At 66.1% G+C, this 16,336-nt stretch carries 14 protein-coding genes; 6 read left to right on the top strand and 8 right to left on the bottom strand.

Annotated elements, in window-relative coordinates; all coding sequences use genetic code 11:
- Positions 1-47 precede the first annotated feature (47 nt).
- The 3 genes from ACGFK1_RS26495 to ACGFK1_RS26505 all read right to left on the bottom strand — a co-directional run bounded on the left by ACGFK1_RS26495 (position 48) and on the right by ACGFK1_RS26505 (position 4,306).
- Positions 48-1,877 carry a phosphoenolpyruvate carboxykinase (GTP) gene (locus ACGFK1_RS26495; RefSeq protein WP_393436527.1) on the bottom strand — a complete coding sequence of 610 codons (1,830 nt, stop codon included), beginning with the start codon at positions 1,875-1,877 and terminating at the stop codon, positions 48-50.
- 220 nt (positions 1,878-2,097) lie between these two features.
- On the bottom strand, positions 2,098-3,537 hold the full coding sequence (locus tag ACGFK1_RS26500) for a hypothetical protein (protein WP_393436530.1): 1,440 nt from the start codon (positions 3,535-3,537) through the stop codon (positions 2,098-2,100).
- A complete protein-coding gene (locus ACGFK1_RS26505; RefSeq protein WP_393436533.1) occupies positions 3,530-4,306 on the bottom strand; it encodes a hypothetical protein in 777 nt (258 codons plus the stop codon). Before ACGFK1_RS26505 ends, ACGFK1_RS26500 begins: the two co-directional genes overlap by 8 nt.
- 661 nt (positions 4,307-4,967) lie before the next feature.
- Between ACGFK1_RS26505 and ACGFK1_RS26510 the strand changes: the two genes are divergently transcribed.
- The 4 genes from ACGFK1_RS26510 (at position 4,968) to ACGFK1_RS26525 (ending at position 10,222) form a co-directional block, all read left to right on the top strand.
- Positions 4,968-5,126 carry a hypothetical protein gene (locus tag ACGFK1_RS26510; protein WP_393436536.1) on the top strand — a complete coding sequence of 53 codons (159 nt, stop codon included), beginning with the start codon at positions 4,968-4,970 and terminating at the stop codon, positions 5,124-5,126.
- Between the two features lie 509 nt (positions 5,127-5,635).
- Positions 5,636-6,433 (top strand): tRNA (guanosine(46)-N7)-methyltransferase TrmB, encoded by a 798-nt coding sequence (gene trmB / locus ACGFK1_RS26515; RefSeq protein ID WP_393436539.1) that lies wholly within the window; start codon positions 5,636-5,638, stop codon positions 6,431-6,433.
- Between the two features lie 61 nt (positions 6,434-6,494).
- Positions 6,495-7,184 (top strand): NYN domain-containing protein, encoded by a 690-nt coding sequence (locus ACGFK1_RS26520; RefSeq protein ID WP_393436542.1) that lies wholly within the window; start codon positions 6,495-6,497, stop codon positions 7,182-7,184.
- A 44-nt stretch (positions 7,185-7,228) separates the two neighbouring features.
- Positions 7,229-10,222 carry an MMPL family transporter gene (locus ACGFK1_RS26525; protein WP_393436545.1) on the top strand — a complete coding sequence of 998 codons (2,994 nt, stop codon included), beginning with the start codon at positions 7,229-7,231 and terminating at the stop codon, positions 10,220-10,222.
- Positions 10,223-10,225: 3 nt separating this feature from the next.
- Here ACGFK1_RS26525 and ACGFK1_RS26530 read toward each other — a convergent pair whose 3' ends face one another.
- Positions 10,226-11,386: an AI-2E family transporter gene (locus tag ACGFK1_RS26530; protein ID WP_393436548.1), complete on the bottom strand. Its 1,161-nt coding sequence runs from the start codon at positions 11,384-11,386 to the stop codon at positions 10,226-10,228.
- 110 nt (positions 11,387-11,496) lie between these two features.
- On the opposite strand from ACGFK1_RS26530, the gene ACGFK1_RS26535 reads away from it, so the two are divergent.
- Together ACGFK1_RS26535 and ACGFK1_RS26540 are read left to right on the top strand one after the other, a co-directional pair.
- Positions 11,497-12,618, top strand: coding sequence for a YbhN family protein (locus tag ACGFK1_RS26535; protein WP_393436550.1), 1,122 nt, complete (start codon positions 11,497-11,499; stop codon positions 12,616-12,618).
- A gap of 9 nt (positions 12,619-12,627) precedes the next feature.
- Positions 12,628-12,999 (top strand): DUF3054 domain-containing protein, encoded by a 372-nt coding sequence (locus tag ACGFK1_RS26540; protein WP_393436553.1) that lies wholly within the window; start codon positions 12,628-12,630, stop codon positions 12,997-12,999.
- A gap of 7 nt (positions 13,000-13,006) precedes the next feature.
- Here ACGFK1_RS26540 and ACGFK1_RS26545 read toward each other — a convergent pair whose 3' ends face one another.
- From ACGFK1_RS26545 to ACGFK1_RS26560, 4 genes are all read right to left on the bottom strand, one after another.
- Positions 13,007-14,344: a sensor histidine kinase gene (locus ACGFK1_RS26545; RefSeq protein WP_393436640.1), complete on the bottom strand. Its 1,338-nt coding sequence runs from the start codon at positions 14,342-14,344 to the stop codon at positions 13,007-13,009.
- A gap of 33 nt (positions 14,345-14,377) precedes the next feature.
- On the bottom strand, positions 14,378-15,046 hold the full coding sequence (locus ACGFK1_RS26550) for a response regulator transcription factor (protein ID WP_393436641.1): 669 nt from the start codon (positions 15,044-15,046) through the stop codon (positions 14,378-14,380).
- Between the two features lie 56 nt (positions 15,047-15,102).
- The gene (locus tag ACGFK1_RS26555; RefSeq protein ID WP_393436556.1) at positions 15,103-15,486 is read right to left on the bottom strand and encodes a heme-binding protein; all 384 of its coding nucleotides are present in this window, start codon (positions 15,484-15,486) and stop codon (positions 15,103-15,105) included.
- A 163-nt stretch (positions 15,487-15,649) separates the two neighbouring features.
- Positions 15,650-16,219: a hemophore gene (locus ACGFK1_RS26560; RefSeq protein ID WP_393436558.1), complete on the bottom strand. Its 570-nt coding sequence runs from the start codon at positions 16,217-16,219 to the stop codon at positions 15,650-15,652.
- Between the last annotated feature and the right edge of the window lie 117 nt (positions 16,220-16,336).

Here is a 16,336-nt window from a genome sequence, read left to right on the forward strand (position 1 = left end):
AGTTTTGCGTTCCCCTCCTTGCGCGTAGTGGGCCCAGCTCGCGAGAACTACTCGGCCTCGGCCAAGCGGTGCTTCAGCGCGTCGAACTCGTCCTTGATGCCGGTCGGCAGCTTCTCGCCGACGAACTCGAACCACTCCTCGATCAACGGAATCTCCTGGCGCCACTCGTCGACGTTGACCGCCAGCGCGGCGTCCACATCGGCGGGGTCGACATCCAGACCGGACAGATCCAGATCCTCTGCCGACGGCACGATACCGATCGGCGTGGTCTTGCCGTCCGCCTTGTGCTCTACGCGGTCGATGATCCACTTCATCACGCGGCTGTTCTCACCGAAGCCCGGCCAGAGGAAGCGGCCGTCGTCGCCGCGACGGAACCAGTTGACGAAGAAGATCTTCGGCATCTTCGACTCGTCGGCGTTCTTGCCGATGTCGATCCAGTGCGCGAAGTAGTCGCCGACGTTGTAGCCGAGGAACGGCAGCATCGCCATGGGGTCACGCCGGACGGTACCGACCTTGCCTTCGGCGGCGGCGGTCTGCTCGGAGCCCAGCGTGGCACCGATGAAGACGCCGTGCTGCCAGTCGCGGGCCTCCGTCACCAGCGGCACCGTCGTTTTGCGGCGCCCACCGAACAGGATCGCCGAGATCGGCACGCCCTGCGGGTCATCCCACTCCGGCGCCAGCGTCGGGCACTGCGACATAGGGGTGCAGTACCGCGAGTTCGGGTGCGCGGCCTTGCTCTCCGTCTCGCGCAGGATCCAGTCGTTGCCCTTCCAGTCGATGAGGTGATCGGGCTCGCCCTCCAGGCCTTCCCACCACACGTCGTTGTCGTCGGTCAGCGCGACGTTGGTGAAGACGGTGTTGCCGGCCTCGATGGTTTTCATCGCGTTCGGGTTGGACTTCCAGTTGGTGCCGGGAGCGACGCCGAAGAAGCCGAACTCCGGGTTGACCGCATACAGCCGGCCGTCCTTGCCGAACCGCATCCACGCAATGTCGTCGCCGATGGTCTCGGCGCGCCAGCCCGGAATCGTCGGCTGCAGCATCGCGAGGTTGGTCTTACCGCACGCCGACGGGAATGCCGCGGCGACGAAGTAGGCCTTGTTCTCGGGGGAGATCAGCTTGAGGATCAGCATGTGCTCGGCGAGCCAGCCCTCGTCGTGGGCCATCGCCGATGCGATACGCAGCGAGTAGCACTTCTTGCCGAGCAGAGCGTTGCCGCCGTAACCAGAGCCGTAACTCCAGATCTCGCGGGTCTCGGGGAAGTGGCTGATGTACTTGGTGTCGTTGCACGGCCACGGCACGTCCTTCTGGCCGGGCTCGAGCGGTGCGCCGATCGAGTGCAGCGCCTTGACGAAGAACCCGTCGGTGCCCATCTTGTCCAGGGCGGCCGTGCCCATCCGGGTCATCGTCCGCATGGAGACGACGACGTACTCGGAATCGGTGATCTCGACGCCCAGTTTCGGATCCTCCGCGCCGAGCGGGCCCATGCAGAACGGCACCACATACATGGTGCGGCCGCGCATGCTGCCGCGGTACAGGTCTGTCATGATGCGGCGCATCTCGGCCGGGTCCATCCAGTTGTTGGTCGGGCCCGCGTCGATCTCGCGCTCAGAACAGATGAAGGTGCGGGACTCGACCCGCGCCACGTCGGAGGGGTCGGACAACGCGAGGTAGGAATTCGGCTTCTTCTTGTCGTCAAGTTTCTTGAAGGTCCCCGCCGCTTCCAGTTGTGCGCACAGCCGCGCGTTCTCCTCGTCGGAGCCGTCGGCGAACACCACCCGGTCCGGCTGGGTCAGCTCCGCGACCTCGGAGACCCAGGCGAGCAACTCCTTGTGCTTGGTCGGTGCGGTGTCCAGACCTGGAATGGTCGCTGCTGTCATCAAAACTCTCCTGCGTAGGTTTCTGCCAGGACGCAGGCCCCGATGCACCACCCCATTTGGAACGGCGGCGCATTCGGTCGTCCCTTTACAGAGGTTAACGTGGGTCACATACCCGCCGTTAGTGGGGAGTATGTCCGATCACTCACAGGAACGATTCAGAAGAGCGTTCCGGCGTCGTTGTACCGATTCAGTAGCTAACCCGGCTCGATACCTTGGGTAGCTAATCCGACCGGATCGCCGCGCCATATAACTCGTCGCGCACCGCATCGAGGGCCTGCCGCAGGGGCGGAAGGCGGCGGTCCCGGACCAGGGCCGCCTTGGCGGTGGCCGCCGCGTGCTCGCGCAGTTCTGCGTCGATCTCGGCAATACGATCGGCCGCCGTCGCGCTTTCCATCTCATCGCGGCCGGCGAGGTCCGTGGTGAGCGCCGTTTCGGCCGCCAGCACCCGGGTGGCCACCCGCTCCTCGACCGCGGCACGCAGGGCTGCGGTCACCTCGGCGACCCAGCGGTCCAGCACCGCCCGGTCCTGAAGCAGACCGCGGATGCCTACCACCCACACCATGAGTAGCAGGCCGACCAGACCTCCGGCTACCAAACCCGCGATCGTCAGCCCCGGCGCCAGCCCCGCGAACAGGCGGGTGGTGGCGAGCGCGACACCGAAGCCGAAGCCGGCGCCGAGGACCATCGTCAGCTGCGTCTCAAGGCGCCGCGACTTCACCGGTGGCCGCGTCATCGCCGGCGCGACCGGCGGCGGAGGCGGCTCAGGCGCCGCCAGCCCCAATTCGGTTGCGACGTCGCCGAGGTGTGTGGTGATGCCCTCGTCCACCTCGTCAATGACTTCACCGACCCGGGTGTGCGCATAGGACTCGAACCGGCCGAGCTTGCGCCGGGTGACATCGGAGACGTCCTCCTGCAGTTCGGCGCGCACCGAGGTGCAGCGGTTGCGCGCGAAGTAAGTCAACTGCACCCGTGCCTGCTGAATCTGGCTGCGCAACGAGATGGTTCGTTCTGACTTCGACAGCCGCCTGCCTCGCAGGATGTCATCCCGATTTTTCCGCAGCGCCGTCACCCGGGCCTGGCGGTCTGCACCTTCGGCCTCCGACTGATAGCGGTCGATCGCCGAACTGAGCCGAACCTCCCACGCGCGCAACCGGTTCCGGCGCGGGACGTCGGGGTCAGCGAGCCGCTGCCGCAGTACGCCGACGAGTTCGTCAAGCCGCGGCTCGCCGAGATCCGGTGCAGCCGCCGCACCCACCCATCGCACATGGGCATATCGCGGTGCGCGCGCCGCGAGCAGAGCGCGATCGGCGGCCAGCACGTCGCGCCAATTGCGGTGCGCATCGGTTTTGGTCACCACGCCGACGATCAGGTCGGTGTAGTTGGTTACGAGATCGACCAGTGCGCAATCGGATTCGGTCAGCGGTGCGATCGCCGACACGGCGAACACCACCGCGGTAGGCGCATGTGCCGGTCCCAACTCGTCGGCCTCGACGAAGATACGCTCCGGCATCCGTTCCCGCAGCGCGGCAATCAGGCTGCTGGTGCCTGCCAGCCACGGGCCCGTCACGAGCACCACGTCTCGGGTTGGTACGCCGGGCGAACTCAACCCAGGATCGATGGCCGCCACCACGGCGTCCGCCGCGGCCACTGGATCAGTCATGGACCTGCCCGAGCAGGCGAAGGGAGCCACGCGCGATGTCAACGCCGCACCGACGGTGCAGCGCGCTGACCGGTCCTTTGCTGTAACCCCGCCAGCGCACAGCACGGTGTAGATGCGACGCCGCGTCGTGGCCGCCGTCCACGCCGATTCCCGCCGCCTCGACCACGTCGACGGCCGCCGACATCACGGCCAACACAGCGGTGTCGGTCTCGAGAAGCCGAGCGAGCTCGTCGTCGCTGAATTGCACTGCAAATGCTTGTAATTCGGTGATCCCGGCGCGCAACCGGTGATACCGCACTGGGGCACCCGCCGCTTCGATGTGCGCGACGACTCGGTCCACCTGGCTGGCCCGTCGCAGCACCGTGCCCACGTCCCCACCTTCGTCCAGCGCAAGCACCGCACGAGCGATGCCGAACCGGTCCAGCGACGCGAGCAGCCGTCGGCGAAGCTCGGCAGGCAGCGAATGCGGACAGGACACGAACGCGTCCGTCGACGTCATGTCCGCCGGCTCGGAGTGCAGCGTGTGGAGGGCCCGCATCAGTTCGTCGTCCAGGTCGGCGACGGCCAGCATCGCGATCATCGGCACAGCGGGTACCCGGGTCGCTGCCAGGAAGTCGGCGGCCCGTCGGTACGCCCGTGGCAAGGGGCCGCCGTCACCGAGGCCGGTCAGATCCGCCTTGTTCAGCACTGTCACCATCGGCGTTCCGGCGGCCGCGAGAACGGCACGGTCCTCGGGCTTGAGCACCTCGGCGATCACGAGGACTTGCACGTCGGCACCTGGCGCATCGGTAGTGAGGGCTACGCCAGCAGCCGCAAGGGCTGCTGCGACCGTGTCGCGGCCGACTCCGCTGCGACCCACCACAGCGACGCGCAGTGGGGCCGCGAGGCGGGCGATAACAGCTGCTAACCGCTGATCTCTGCGATGTTCAGCGAGTCGCATCAGCGCATCGACGAAAATCTGGCTGCCTTCCCGAGTGTTGCCGTAATGGTGGCACCTTCGGGCGCACGTCGCGAACGGTTGTCCCCAGTACCAGTCGAAGGCCACTGCCGGGTAGTGGTGCTTCCTGGCTCAACCGCCGATCAACCGTGGTGACCGTGGCAAAGCGCAGATATCTGGTGCCGCGCGATTTCGCCGCTGGTTACTCGCTGGATCAAGCGTCTGACCGAGCGACCCATCAAGCCACAGGCAACCGCGTTGACGTCGCGCGGTGGGGGCCGGTGGTCCTTGGTTAGATTTGGCTTCCACTTTCTTGGGATGAGTCACGCCGCTTCCCGCCGTACAGGGCGCGCGTTCACCTATGTTTTGAGCTTGTGGCGGGGCAACGCAACCGTCGTCCGTCATCGTTAACCGCAGGCCGTCGGCAACGCTTCCACAACGTAGATGGGCGACGACAATGACGAGTCCTCAGGGTGAAACCTACTTGGAATTCGTGAACGACGTGCTCAACAGGGAGCACGAGCAGCGCAAAATGATCGAGGGGCGTGCGGCGGTGCTCGTCACGAGTAGCGCATCATTGCTGACGATCATCTTTGGTATATCGGTGTTTTTCACCGGCAAGAACTCAAGTTCGCCAGTCATTTTGCGATAGCGCTATTGATTGGTTCGCTTGTTCTTTTCGCCATCACCGCGTTGCTCGCGATTTTGGTACAGGTTTAGCATTCTACGGGCGGAATCACCGAAGAATCCCTGTTGAACATGGTGAATGCGCGGTTGACATCCGACAGTGAGGTAGAAGCCCGTCAAACGTGTGGTCGAGTTGCGATAGTCGAAATCGGCTATCTTCGCCACGAGACCTCGTGGAAGTCTCGTCTGGTCGCGATCTGTCTGGTCGCACAAATTGGCGCAGTCGTCTTATTGACTGCCGCCATGGCGGTCGAAATCGCTGCGCGGTAGAAAAGGGGCCCAAATCAGAAGTTCACTCACTGGCCCCGGGCCGTCCTGAACCGGAGCGCCTGCGGGTTGCAGACGGCCATCAGTCCGCGCTGTCGCCGGCGAGACGCACCCTTCGGAAATGCCAGCTGAGAACGGCGAATGCGGCGCCGTGGAAGGCAACTGTTGGGTATCAATCTCTGCCACGATGCGGGTACTTCGGCGGTTATGAGCGACCATGGACGGATGCAAACGCCCGGCCCGAATGTCGCCGGCTACGCGGCTCCGGAGCCGAATGTCGCCGAGCCGCATCTGCCTCGCCGGGTGACCAGCTTCCGGACCAGGCGCTCAACGCTGTCCGGTGGTCAGCAGGCCACCTGGGAGCGGCTGTGGCCGGTGTTGGGCCTGCAGGCGCGCGACGCCGACGGACCCGCCGCGCTGCTGGACACCGACGCCTGGTTCGGCCGCTCGGCGCCCGTCGTCCTGGAGATCGGCAGCGGAACCGGGGTCTCGACCTTGGCGATGGCCAAGGCCGAGCCGCACCTGGACGTCGTGGCGGTCGAGGTCTACAAGCGGGGCCTGGCCCAACTGCTGAGTGCGATCGACCGCGAGGGCGTCACCAACATCCGGCTGATCCGAGGCGATGGCGTCGACGTACTCGAGCACATGTTCGGACCGGACTCGCTGACCGGCGTACGGGTGTTCTTCCCCGACCCGTGGCCGAAGGCCCGCCACCACAAGCGCAGGCTGCTGCAGCCGGTGACTGTCGCGTTGATCGCCGACCGGCTACGCCCCGGAGGTGTGCTGCACGCGGCCACCGACCACGCCGGCTACGCCGAACAGATCGCCGAGGTCGGCGATGCTGAACCCAGGCTGCGCCGGGTTTCCGCGCACGGGAGGGGCGAAGGGAACACCGCATCGGACCCCTTGCCGATCTCGGTGCAAAGGCCGGTCACGAAGTACGAAGGCAAGGCCCAGCACGCGGGCAGTGCCGTTGCCGAACTGCTCTGGGAGAAGAAGCCATGAGCGAAGCTTGCGAGCGAATCAACAGCACCGAATGCGTGGACCGAGCCTGCGAGGTGCCAGCATGAGCGTCACCGACGACATCCAGCAGTTAGACGACGTGGCTGCGCCGCCTGCAACGCCGACCGAGGCGACGGCCCGGGTGCTGCTGGTCTGGGATGCACCCAACCTGGACATGGGCCTCGGTTCGATCCTCGGCGGCAGGCCCACCGCGGCGCACCGGCCCCGATTCGACGCCCTCGGTCGTTGGCTGCTGTCCCGTACCGCCGAGTTGTCAGCCACGCGTCCCGATCTCACACTGGAGCCGGAAGCGACGGTGTTCACCAACATCGCCCCAGGTAGCGCCGACGTCGTTCGACCGTGGGTGGAGGCATTACGTAACGTGGGGTACGCGGTCTTCGCAAAACCGAAGATCGACGAAGACAGCGACGTCGACAGCGACATGCTCGACCACATCGCACTTCGGCGCAGCGAGGGACTGGCCGGCGTGTTGGTGGCGTCCGCAGACGGTCAAGCGTTCAAGCAGCCGCTGGAGGAGATCGCCCGCGAGGGCGTTCCCGTCCAAGTGCTGGGATTTCGCGAACATGCCAGTTGGGCGTTAGCGTCGGATACCTTGGAGTTCGTCGATCTGGAAGACATTCCTGGTGTTTTCCGGGAGCCGTTACCGCGAATCGGCCTTGATTCACTGCCCGAGCAGGGGGCTTGGCTGCAGCCATTCCGGCCGCTGTCCTCGCTACTGGCCTCGCGCGTGTAGACAACTGAAATGCGCGGGGAGCCACAGACTTAGAAGGAGCTTACGTGTTCGCCTGGTGGGGTCGAACGGTGTACCGATACCGATACATAGTGATCGGTGTCATGGTCGCACTGTGCCTTGGTGGCGGCGTATTCGGCATCAGCCTCGGCAGCCACGTCACCCAGAGCGGTTTTTATGACGATGGCAGCCAGTCCGTGCACGCCTCCGTCGTCGCGGACAAGGCCTACGGCCGCGACACGTCGGGACACATCGTCGGGATTTATACGGCGCCTGAGGGCAAGACCGTCGACGACCCGGAATTCAAGAAGAAGATCCTCGACAACTTGGACAAGGTCGAGAAGGACCACCCCGACGAGATCCTGCGTTCCATCGGCTACTTCAAGAGCCCCGACGTGCTCAAGACCATGGCCGACGCCGACAAGCAGCACGCGTTCATGTCGATCCAGCTCAAGGGCGACAACGACGACGCCATTCTGAACAACTACAAGAAGGTCAAGGACGACCTCCTCAGCGTCAAGGACGACGGCGTCGACTTCAAGATGGCGGGTCTGCAACCGCTGGCCGCCGAACTGACCGGCACCATCGGTGACGACCAGAGACGCGCGGAGGTCGCCGCGATCCCGCTGGTGTGCGTGGTGTTGTTCTTCGTCTTCGGTGGCGTGGTGGCTGCTGCGCTGCCCGGCATCATCGGCGGCCTGACCATCGCGGGCGCCCTCGGCATCATGCGGCTCGTCGCCGAGTTCATGCCCGTGCACTTCTTCGCTCAGCCGGTCGTGACCCTGATGGGCCTCGGCATCGCGGTCGACTACGGGCTCTTCATGGTCAGTCGGTTCCGCGAGGAGATCGCCGAGGGCTACGACACCGAGGCCGCCGTCAGACGGACGGTGATGACCTCGGGCCGCACGATCATGTTCTCCGCGGTGATCCTGGTCGCCTCGTCGGTGCCGCTGTTGCTGTTTCCACAGGGCTTCCTGAAGTCGATCACCTACGCGATCATCGCCTCGGTCATGCTCGCGGCCACCCTGTCGATCACGGTGCTGGCCGCTGCGCTGGCCATCCTCGGCCCCCGCGTCGACGCCCTCGGTGTGCGCACGCTGCTGCGGGTGCCGTTCTTCCGCAACTGGAAGCCGATGCGGATCTACCTGGAGTGGCTGTCGGAGAAGACGCAGAAGACGAAGACGCGCGAAGAGGTCGAGAAAGGCTTCTGGGGCAAGTTGGTCAACCGCGTGATGAAGCGGCCTGCCGCCTTCGCCGTGCCGATCATCATCGTGATGATCGCGCTGATCATTCCGTTGGGCGCACTGTCCCTCGGCGGCATCAGCGAGAAATATCTGCCGCCGGACAACTCCGTGCGTCTCGCGCAGGAGGAGTTCGACAAGATCTTCGCTGGCTTCCGCACCGAACCGTTGACGATCGTGATGGAAAGCGACAACGGTCAGCCGATCACGGATCAACAGGTGGCCGAGGTCCGCAACAAGGCGATGCAGATCTCCGGCTTCACCGATCCGGACAACGATCCGACGAAGATGTGGCAGGCACGCCCGTATCTCGATGGCGCGTCCAAAGATCCGTCGGTTCGGGTGATCCAGAACGGTCTGGTCAACCGCAACGACGCGGCCAAGAAGATCGAGGAACTGCGGGCGCTGACGCCACCGCGCGGTGTCACCGTATCGATCGGCGGCACACCGGCTTTGGAGCAGGACAGTATCCACAGCCTGTTCGCCAAGTTGCCGTTGATGGTGGTGCTGCTGATCACCACGACGACGATCCTGATGTTCCTGGCGTTCGGATCGGTTGTGCTGCCGATCAAGGCCGCGGTGATGAGCGCGCTCACCCTCGGATCGACGATGGGCGTGCTGACATGGATGTTCGTCGACGGGCACGGGTCCGGCTTGATGAACTACACGCCGCAGCCGTTGATGGCCCCGATGATCGGTCTGATCATCGCGGTGATCTGGGGGTTGTCCACCGACTACGAAGTGTTCCTGGTGTCCCGCATGGTGGAGGCGCGTGAGCGCGGCATGTCCACCGCAGAGGCGATTCGCATCGGTACCGCCACGACGGGCCGGTTGATCACCGGCGCGGCCCTGGTGTTGGCCGTCGTGGCAGGCGCCTTCGTGTTCTCCGACCTGGTGATGATGAAGTACCTGGCGTTCGGCCTGTTGATCGCGCTGCTGCTGGACGCCACCGTGGTCCGGATGTTCCTGGTGCCCGCGGTGATGAAGTTGCTCGGCGACGACTGCTGGTGGGCGCCGCGCTGGATGAAGCGGATCCAGGAACGCCTTGGCCTCGGCGAAACCGAACTGCCCGACGAGCGCAAGCGGCCCGCGGTACGCGAGCCCGTGGACAACCCGGAGGCGCTGGTCGGCGCGGGCGCGCCCGTGCCGCCGCGGCCGCGACCGCCGCACGACCCCACGCATCCCGAGGGTTCGCCGAGGCCCGGTGGAGGCCGGTTCGCGGGGCCGCCGCGGCCCAATGTTCCGTCCGGCGCGGGCACGACGCGGATCCCGACCGCGCACGTGCAAGCCGACGAACCGCAGACCACGCGGCTGTCGATGGCCAGGAACGCGGTTCGTAACGTCGTGAACAACGCCACCGGTAATCGGCCCGCTCCCCCGCCACCGCGCGAGGAGCGGGAAATCGAGTCGTGGCTGGGCGAACTGCGCGGCACGGGATCCGCGGCCGGTCAGCCGGCGGCGGCCCCCGCGCGGCCGTCGGCCGATGCCACGCGGGCGATGCCCACGGGTGAACCCGGCGGACAGCGGTCGCGCCCCCCTCGCCCGCAGCCAGGCAACGAGCCGACCACCGCGATCCCGACGCTGGGGTCCACCCCGGAGGGCAGGGCAGCCCGCCGTGAGGCAGGGGAGGGACGGCCGCGCCCGCAGAACGATGCGCCCGCGACGACCGCCATCCCGAGCGCGCGCAAGTCGGACGCCGACGCGGCCACCGAGAAGCTGAATACGCCGGACGAGGAGCGCAAGCGCCGCGGAGGCGGCGTCAGCGCGCAGGATCTGCTGCGCCGCGAAGGCCGTATCTAGCCGTCACTCCGTCGCGTCGACGTCGTCCAGATCGTCCGCTTCGGCCTTGACAACCGGGGCGCCTTCGGCGTCCTGGGCGGCCTCTTCGGCTGCCGGGTCTCTGGCCATCAGCACGCGCACCGCGCTGTTGAGGAACGCCACGGTGGGCACGGCCAACAGCGCACCGACGATGCCTGCCATCACGGCGCCGCCCGCAATCGCCAGCACGACGGCCAATGGGTGGATCGACACCGCGCGCCCCATCACAAGGGGTTGCAGCACATGGCCTTCCAACTGCTGGACGGCGATGATCAAGCCAAGGGTGATCAGCGCGTAGATAAGCCCTTTGGCGATCAGTGCGACGACAACGGCGAAGAAGCCGGCCACCACCGCACCGACGAGCGGGATGAACGCGCCGAGGAACACCAGCGATGCCAGCGGCAACGCCAGCGGCACGCCCATGATCGCCACGCCGGTGCCGATACCGACGGCGTCGACGAGCGCCACCAGAAACGTCGCGCGGACATAGCCGACCAACGACCGGAACCCGGCCCTGCCCGCGTCGCGGACCCGGTCCCGAACGTCCACGGGGAAGACCTGCGTGACGAATCCGTAGATGTTGCGCCCGCCGTGCAGCACGAAGATCAGCGTGAAGAGGACCAGCAACGCGCCGGTGACGATCTCTGTCAGCGTGCTGGCCGTCGACAGTGCCCCGCTGGTGAGCTTCTCCTGATTGTTCTGCAGCGCTTCGATCGCGGACTTGCGGGCGCTGTCGATCTGTTGCTGGTTGACGTGCAGGGGGCCCTGGGTCAGCCAGTCCCCCACCCCCTTGATGCTGGTGCTCATCTGGTCGACGAGGGCGGGCGCGCCCTCGACGAACTGGGTGACGACGAACGCCAGGATCCCGCCGACGACGGCGAAGCCGCCCAGCAGCACAAGGGCCACCGCGCCACCGCGCGGCGCGCCGCGCCGGTCAAGGAAATCGACGACCGGCATCAGCAGTGCGGCAAGTAGCGTCGCGAGCGCGACGGGCACCACGAGGATTTCGAGCTTCTTGACCACCCACAGCAGGGCCACCACCGATCCGCCGATCACCAGCAGTCGCCAGGCCCATGCAGCCGTTTTGCGCACTAGCGGGGACACCGACTGATCGGCGACGGAATCGAAAGACGGGGCCGCGGGCATGCCGGTAGCGTAACGGCAGGCCGCAACGCCGCCGGGAATCTCGCGAATCGACGTCGGCGCGCCCGTGCCAGCGGCATTCCCGGCACTAACTGCACCGTTACCCTATTGGCGTGTCCCACGACGCGCCGGCGAGCGACGCGCGCAGCCAGGAGCGCCCCGCTCGCGGCAAGTACTGGTGGCTCCGCTGGGTGATTCTGGCGGTGGCCGCGTTGGTGCTCGCGGTCGAGTTGACGTTGGTGCGCGATCAGCTGGCAAAAGCGTGGCACAGCGTGTACTCCGCGAACTGGTGGTGGGTGCTGGTCGCGATCGTGGCAGCGATGGGCTCCATGCACAGCTTCGCGCAGATTCAGCGCACGCTGTTGCGGTCGGCCGGCGTGCCGGTCAGGCAGTGGCGCTCGGAGGCGGCGTTCTACGCGGGCAATGCGCTGTCCACCACGCTGCCGGGTGGTCCGGTGCTGTCCGCCACGTTCATCTACCGCCAACAACGGATCTGGGGCGCATCGCCGGTGGTGGCCTCGTGGCAGCTGGTGATGTCGGGTGCGCTGCAGGTGGTCGGGCTGGCGCTGCTCGGCCTTGGCGGAGCGTTCATGCTTGGTGCGAGCAAAAACCCTCTGTCTCTTATCTTTTCACTCGGGGGTTTCCTCGCGTTGATCGTGCTGGCACAGGCGGTGGCGACGCGTCCGGAACTGATCGACGGTATCGGGGTGCGGCTGCTGTCGTGGTTCAACTCGGTGCGCGGCAAGCCGTCCGATGCCGGGCTGGACAAGTGGCGGGAGACGTTGTCCCAACTGGAATCCGTCAGCCTGTCGCGCCGCGATCTCAGTGCAGCGTTCGGCTGGTCGTTGTTCAATTGGGTCGCCGACGTCGGGTGTCTGCTGGCCGCATGCTACGCCACCGGCGGGCATCCGTCGATCGCCGGTGTGACGGTGGCGTATGCGGCCGCCCGTGCGGTCGGCTCCATTCCGTTGATGCCGGGTGGCCTGTTGGTCGTCGAGGCGGTGCTGGTGCCCGGCCTGGTGTCGTCCGGTATGACGCTGGCCGCGTCGATCTCCGCGATGCTCATCTACCGGCTGGTCAGCTGGATCTTCATCTCCGCGATCGGCTGGGTGGTGTTCTTCTTCATGTTCCGCACGGAGAAGGACATCGATCCCGACGCCGCCCTCGGCGACCAGCAGCCCGCCCAGTTCAGTCCCGACCCCGAGGTCCGACACGAACCGGAGCCAGAAAAGTGAACTGCGCCAATGGAAAACACTGACAGACAAGTGCGACGAGCGTTCCGCGCCCTGCTCGCCGACGTCATCTGCGTGATCGTGTTCTGCACCATCGGTCGCCGCAGCCACGCCGAGGGCCTCACCGTCTCCGGGATCGCGCAGACCGCATGGCCGTTTCTGGTGGGCACCGTCGTCGGCTGGTTGCTGGTGGGCGCATGGCGCAGGCCGTACACCGTGGTACCGACCGGGCTGGTCGTCTGGATATGCACGGTCGTGGTGGGCATGCTGTTGCGCAAGTCGACATCCGCGGGCGTGCAGACGAGTTTTGTGGTGGTGGCCTCGGTGGCGACCGCGGTGCTGCTGCTCGGATGGCGAGCGGCGGCGGCCGGCCTGCGCCGGTAGCCCGCCGCTAGTCTGAATTCTTCGGTGGCTCAGGCGAAATCGATATGGTCATCGTCGCTCTCAGTCCGCCTAGCGGGCCGTCGGAGAGCCGGATGGTGCCGCCGTGCAATGCCGCCTGCTGTGCCACCAGCGCCAGGCCGAGGCCCGAGCCACCAGGCGCCGCGTTGCTGCCACGGGAAAACCGGCCAAGCACCGTCTGATGTTCCTCCACGGGCAGCCCGCGACCATTGTCGTCGACGACGATGGTCAGTGTGTCGTGATACCGGTTGGCGGCAAGGACAATTCGGGTCGCCCGCCCATGGGTCACCGCGTTGCGGACCAGGTTGTCGACGGCCAGCCGCAACCCGCCCGGCCAGCCCCAGACCGCACCGAGGTCGTCTGCTGCCTCGATGTCGATCTCGACGCCACCTGCGGTGCGCATGTTTTCGCGCGCCACCCGGTCGAGCATGTCGGTGACGTCGATGAGTTCACGGTCCTCAGCCTGCGCCAACTGACCCGATGCGAGTTGGCCCAGCGCGGTGATGATTGCCTCGACACGGCGCTGGGCACGCGAAAGGTCCTGCACCACTTCGGCTCGCTCCTCGGCGGGCAGGTCGTGGATGCGCAGGGTATCGAGGTCGGCGCGCATCGCGGTCAGTGGCGTACGCAGTTCGTGCGCGGCGTTGGCCGCGAAATCTTGGGCAGCCTGAAGCGAATTCGTGGTGGCTCGCTGAGCGGCGGCCAACCGGAACAGCATCTCACTCATCGCCTCGGACAGGTCCTCGGCTTCCCGGACACCGCGTACCTCCGGCATCTCCTCTGTGCCTTCGCGCAGCCGTTTGGTGTGCTCGGTCAGGCGGCGCAGCGGCCGGATCGCGGGACCGGCCAGCACCCATCCCAGTCCGGCGGCGATCAGCACGGTCCCCACACCGACCGCGGTGTACAGCGGAATCCTGGCGCGGTTCAACAGGATACTGTCGGCACGGATACCGACAGACACCAGCACGCCGCCCTGTTGTTCGACGGCGACCGTGCGCACCCGGTATTCCACGCCGTTGACTTCGACCGTCGCCGTGCCCAACGGCAAAGAAGGCAATTGCAGACCGCGTTGAAACATCACCTGGCCGGTCGATTTGGACCGCCCCGTTGTCAGTACACCGCGTCGCGGATCATTGAGTTCATTGGGGTTGAAGCTCGCGTCGACGATGGCGTCGAGTCGCCGATCCAATTGCAGCGCATCGTTGTTGGCGAGGACGACGGAGGTCAGGATGGTGAACACCGCGACCACCGCAGCCGCCGCCACGGCTGAGGCGATCGCCACCCTGGTGCGCAGCGAGGCTGACCGCAGGAACCGCGGCAACTTCAACGGACTCGTCACTGCTCCTGACGCTCGACTGGCCTACGCCTCGTCTCGCAACACGTACCCGATTCCGCGAACCGTATGGATCACCCGTGGCAGTCCGTCGCGTTCGAGCTTGCGCCGCAGGTACGAGATGAACACGTCGGCCACGTTGGTGTCGACGTCGAAGTCGTAGCCCCACACCAGTTCGAGCAACCGCTGCCGGGACAACACCACACCGGCGTTCTCGGCCAGCACGGCCAGCAGATCGAACTCGCGCTTGGTCAGGTCCACCCGCTCGCCGTCGACGAACACCAACCGGCGTGCGGTGTCGATGGTCAACGGGCCGACCGTCATGGTGTCGGACGCTCTGTCCGAGTTGCTCGCCCTGCGCAACAGCGCATGCAGCCGGGCCACCAACTCACCGAGGTCGAACGGCTTCGTCAAATAGTCGTCGGCGCCGGCTTCCAGCCCGGCGATCCGGTCGTTGACAGTGTCACGCGCGGAGAGCACACAGATCGGGATGTCATTACCCAACGCGCGCAATGCGGTCACCACGGCGACGCCGTCGAGCTCCGGCATCTGAACATCCAGAACCAGCGCATCGTGCGATTCGTTGGACAACAGCCGCAGCGCCTCTTTACCGGTCGCCGCGACCCGAACGTCGAAACCCGAATGCCGCAGTCCGCGGGCGACGGAAGTTCTGACGTCCGGGTCGTCGTCGACCATCAGCACCGTGCGGCTCGCGCTCTCCTGCGCGGGTGATTCACCAACCCGCACGCGAGTTAAGGAATGTTCGGTGCAGGCGCCGTACCGCAGCGGTTCTTCAGATCGACCAGCGGCTGGCGGATCCCGGTCAGATCGGCCTTGGTCTCAGGGTTCTGGTTCAGGTAATCGGTGACCTGGCTGCGGACCTGATCACGGGGAAGCCCCTCGAGGCTGGTGAAGAACCAGTTCACGTCGGGGTGGGTGAACAGGTATGCCGATGTCGAAGCCGAGACACCCGAGGCCACGCCCGCCAAGTCGGCAGCGGTGCAGTTCGGCGGGTTATTGGCCGGATCGTCGGCCATCGCCGAGGGCAGGGCACCAAACAACATCGCACCGGCGATCGCACCGGTGCCGACCGCGCCAGCTACCGCACGCCGCGCGGTACGGGCCGAGAGCAACATTGACAGGCTCCTTCAGACGAAGTGGAAGAGGCCGCAACCATTGGCGGTTCCGACATCAAGAAGCTAAGCAGAAAGCGCGCCGACTTTCTTGCCTTGTGGGTAACCAATCGTGAGAATGTCCAGAAACCGCAGCTCACCTGCGGTTCCCGCGTGCCGCCCGCGGTTAGCGGCCGGTGGTCAGCGACGGGCCGGGCAGCGGCCCGGTGCCCTGCGTGACCGTCGATGCCTGCGGCGATGCGGCGGGCAGCGGCGCGCTGGGCACGCCGAGGGTCTGTGCGGTCTGCACCGCTCCTGGCAAATTGCCGGCGGGCAATTGGCCGCCCTGCTGCTGCGCGGCCTGCATCAAGCCCATCAACTGGGGCAGGCTGATCGGCAGCTGGCAGCGAGCGGAAAGGCTGACCAAGGGCTGCTGCAACTGCTGCATGTCTCTGGCGGCCGCAGGATTGGCGTCGAAGTACGTCTTGACCGCCCCGAGCGACTGCGGTCCCGCCTGCTGCTGAGAGATCGCGGTGAGCGCTTGATTGGTCTGGGGATGCGTGTCGAGGTAAGTGCCCATCGACGTGGCCACTGAACCGATGGTCTTGGCCAGCTCACTGGCCGTGCAGGGGTCGGTGGCCGCCGTTGCTGACGGAACCGCCAGCGCTGCCACCGCCGCACCGGCCGCAGCCGTCGCAGCGAACACCACATACAGGCCGCGGCGCAGCGCAGTACTCGATCCAGCGGTTGAATTCATGGACAACTCCCTATCGTTTGCACACGCTTTTGACGCTTCCGCAAACGCCACGCGAATCGGACGGATGGGTTCGCAGACCCTGAAGTCCTGGAGCACATAGTGCCATCCCTGTTGCCA

The sequence above is a fragment of the Mycobacterium sp. NPDC048908 genome (assembly GCF_043197955.1).
GTDB lineage: Bacteria > Actinomycetota > Actinomycetes > Mycobacteriales > Mycobacteriaceae > Mycobacterium.

Coding starts and splice junctions, on each gene's coding strand:
- ACGFK1_RS26495 (WP_393436527.1), bottom strand. CDS start 1,877: ATGACAGCAGCGACCATTCCAGGTCTGGACACCGCACCGACCAAGCAC.
- ACGFK1_RS26500 (WP_393436530.1), bottom strand. CDS start 3,537: ATGACTGATCCAGTGGCCGCGGCGGACGCCGTGGTGGCGGCCATCGAT.
- trmB (WP_393436539.1), top strand. CDS start 5,636: ATGAGCGACCATGGACGGATGCAAACGCCCGGCCCGAATGTCGCCGGC.
- ACGFK1_RS26520 (WP_393436542.1), top strand. CDS start 6,495: ATGAGCGTCACCGACGACATCCAGCAGTTAGACGACGTGGCTGCGCCG.
- ACGFK1_RS26530 (WP_393436548.1), bottom strand. CDS start 11,386: ATGCCCGCGGCCCCGTCTTTCGATTCCGTCGCCGATCAGTCGGTGTCC.
- ACGFK1_RS26540 (WP_393436553.1), top strand. CDS start 12,628: ATGGAAAACACTGACAGACAAGTGCGACGAGCGTTCCGCGCCCTGCTC.
- ACGFK1_RS26550 (WP_393436641.1), bottom strand. CDS start 15,046: ATGGTCGACGACGACCCGGACGTCAGAACTTCCGTCGCCCGCGGACTG.
- ACGFK1_RS26555 (WP_393436556.1), bottom strand. CDS start 15,486: ATGTTGCTCTCGGCCCGTACCGCGCGGCGTGCGGTAGCTGGCGCGGTC.
- ACGFK1_RS26560 (WP_393436558.1), bottom strand. CDS start 16,219: ATGAATTCAACCGCTGGATCGAGTACTGCGCTGCGCCGCGGCCTGTAT.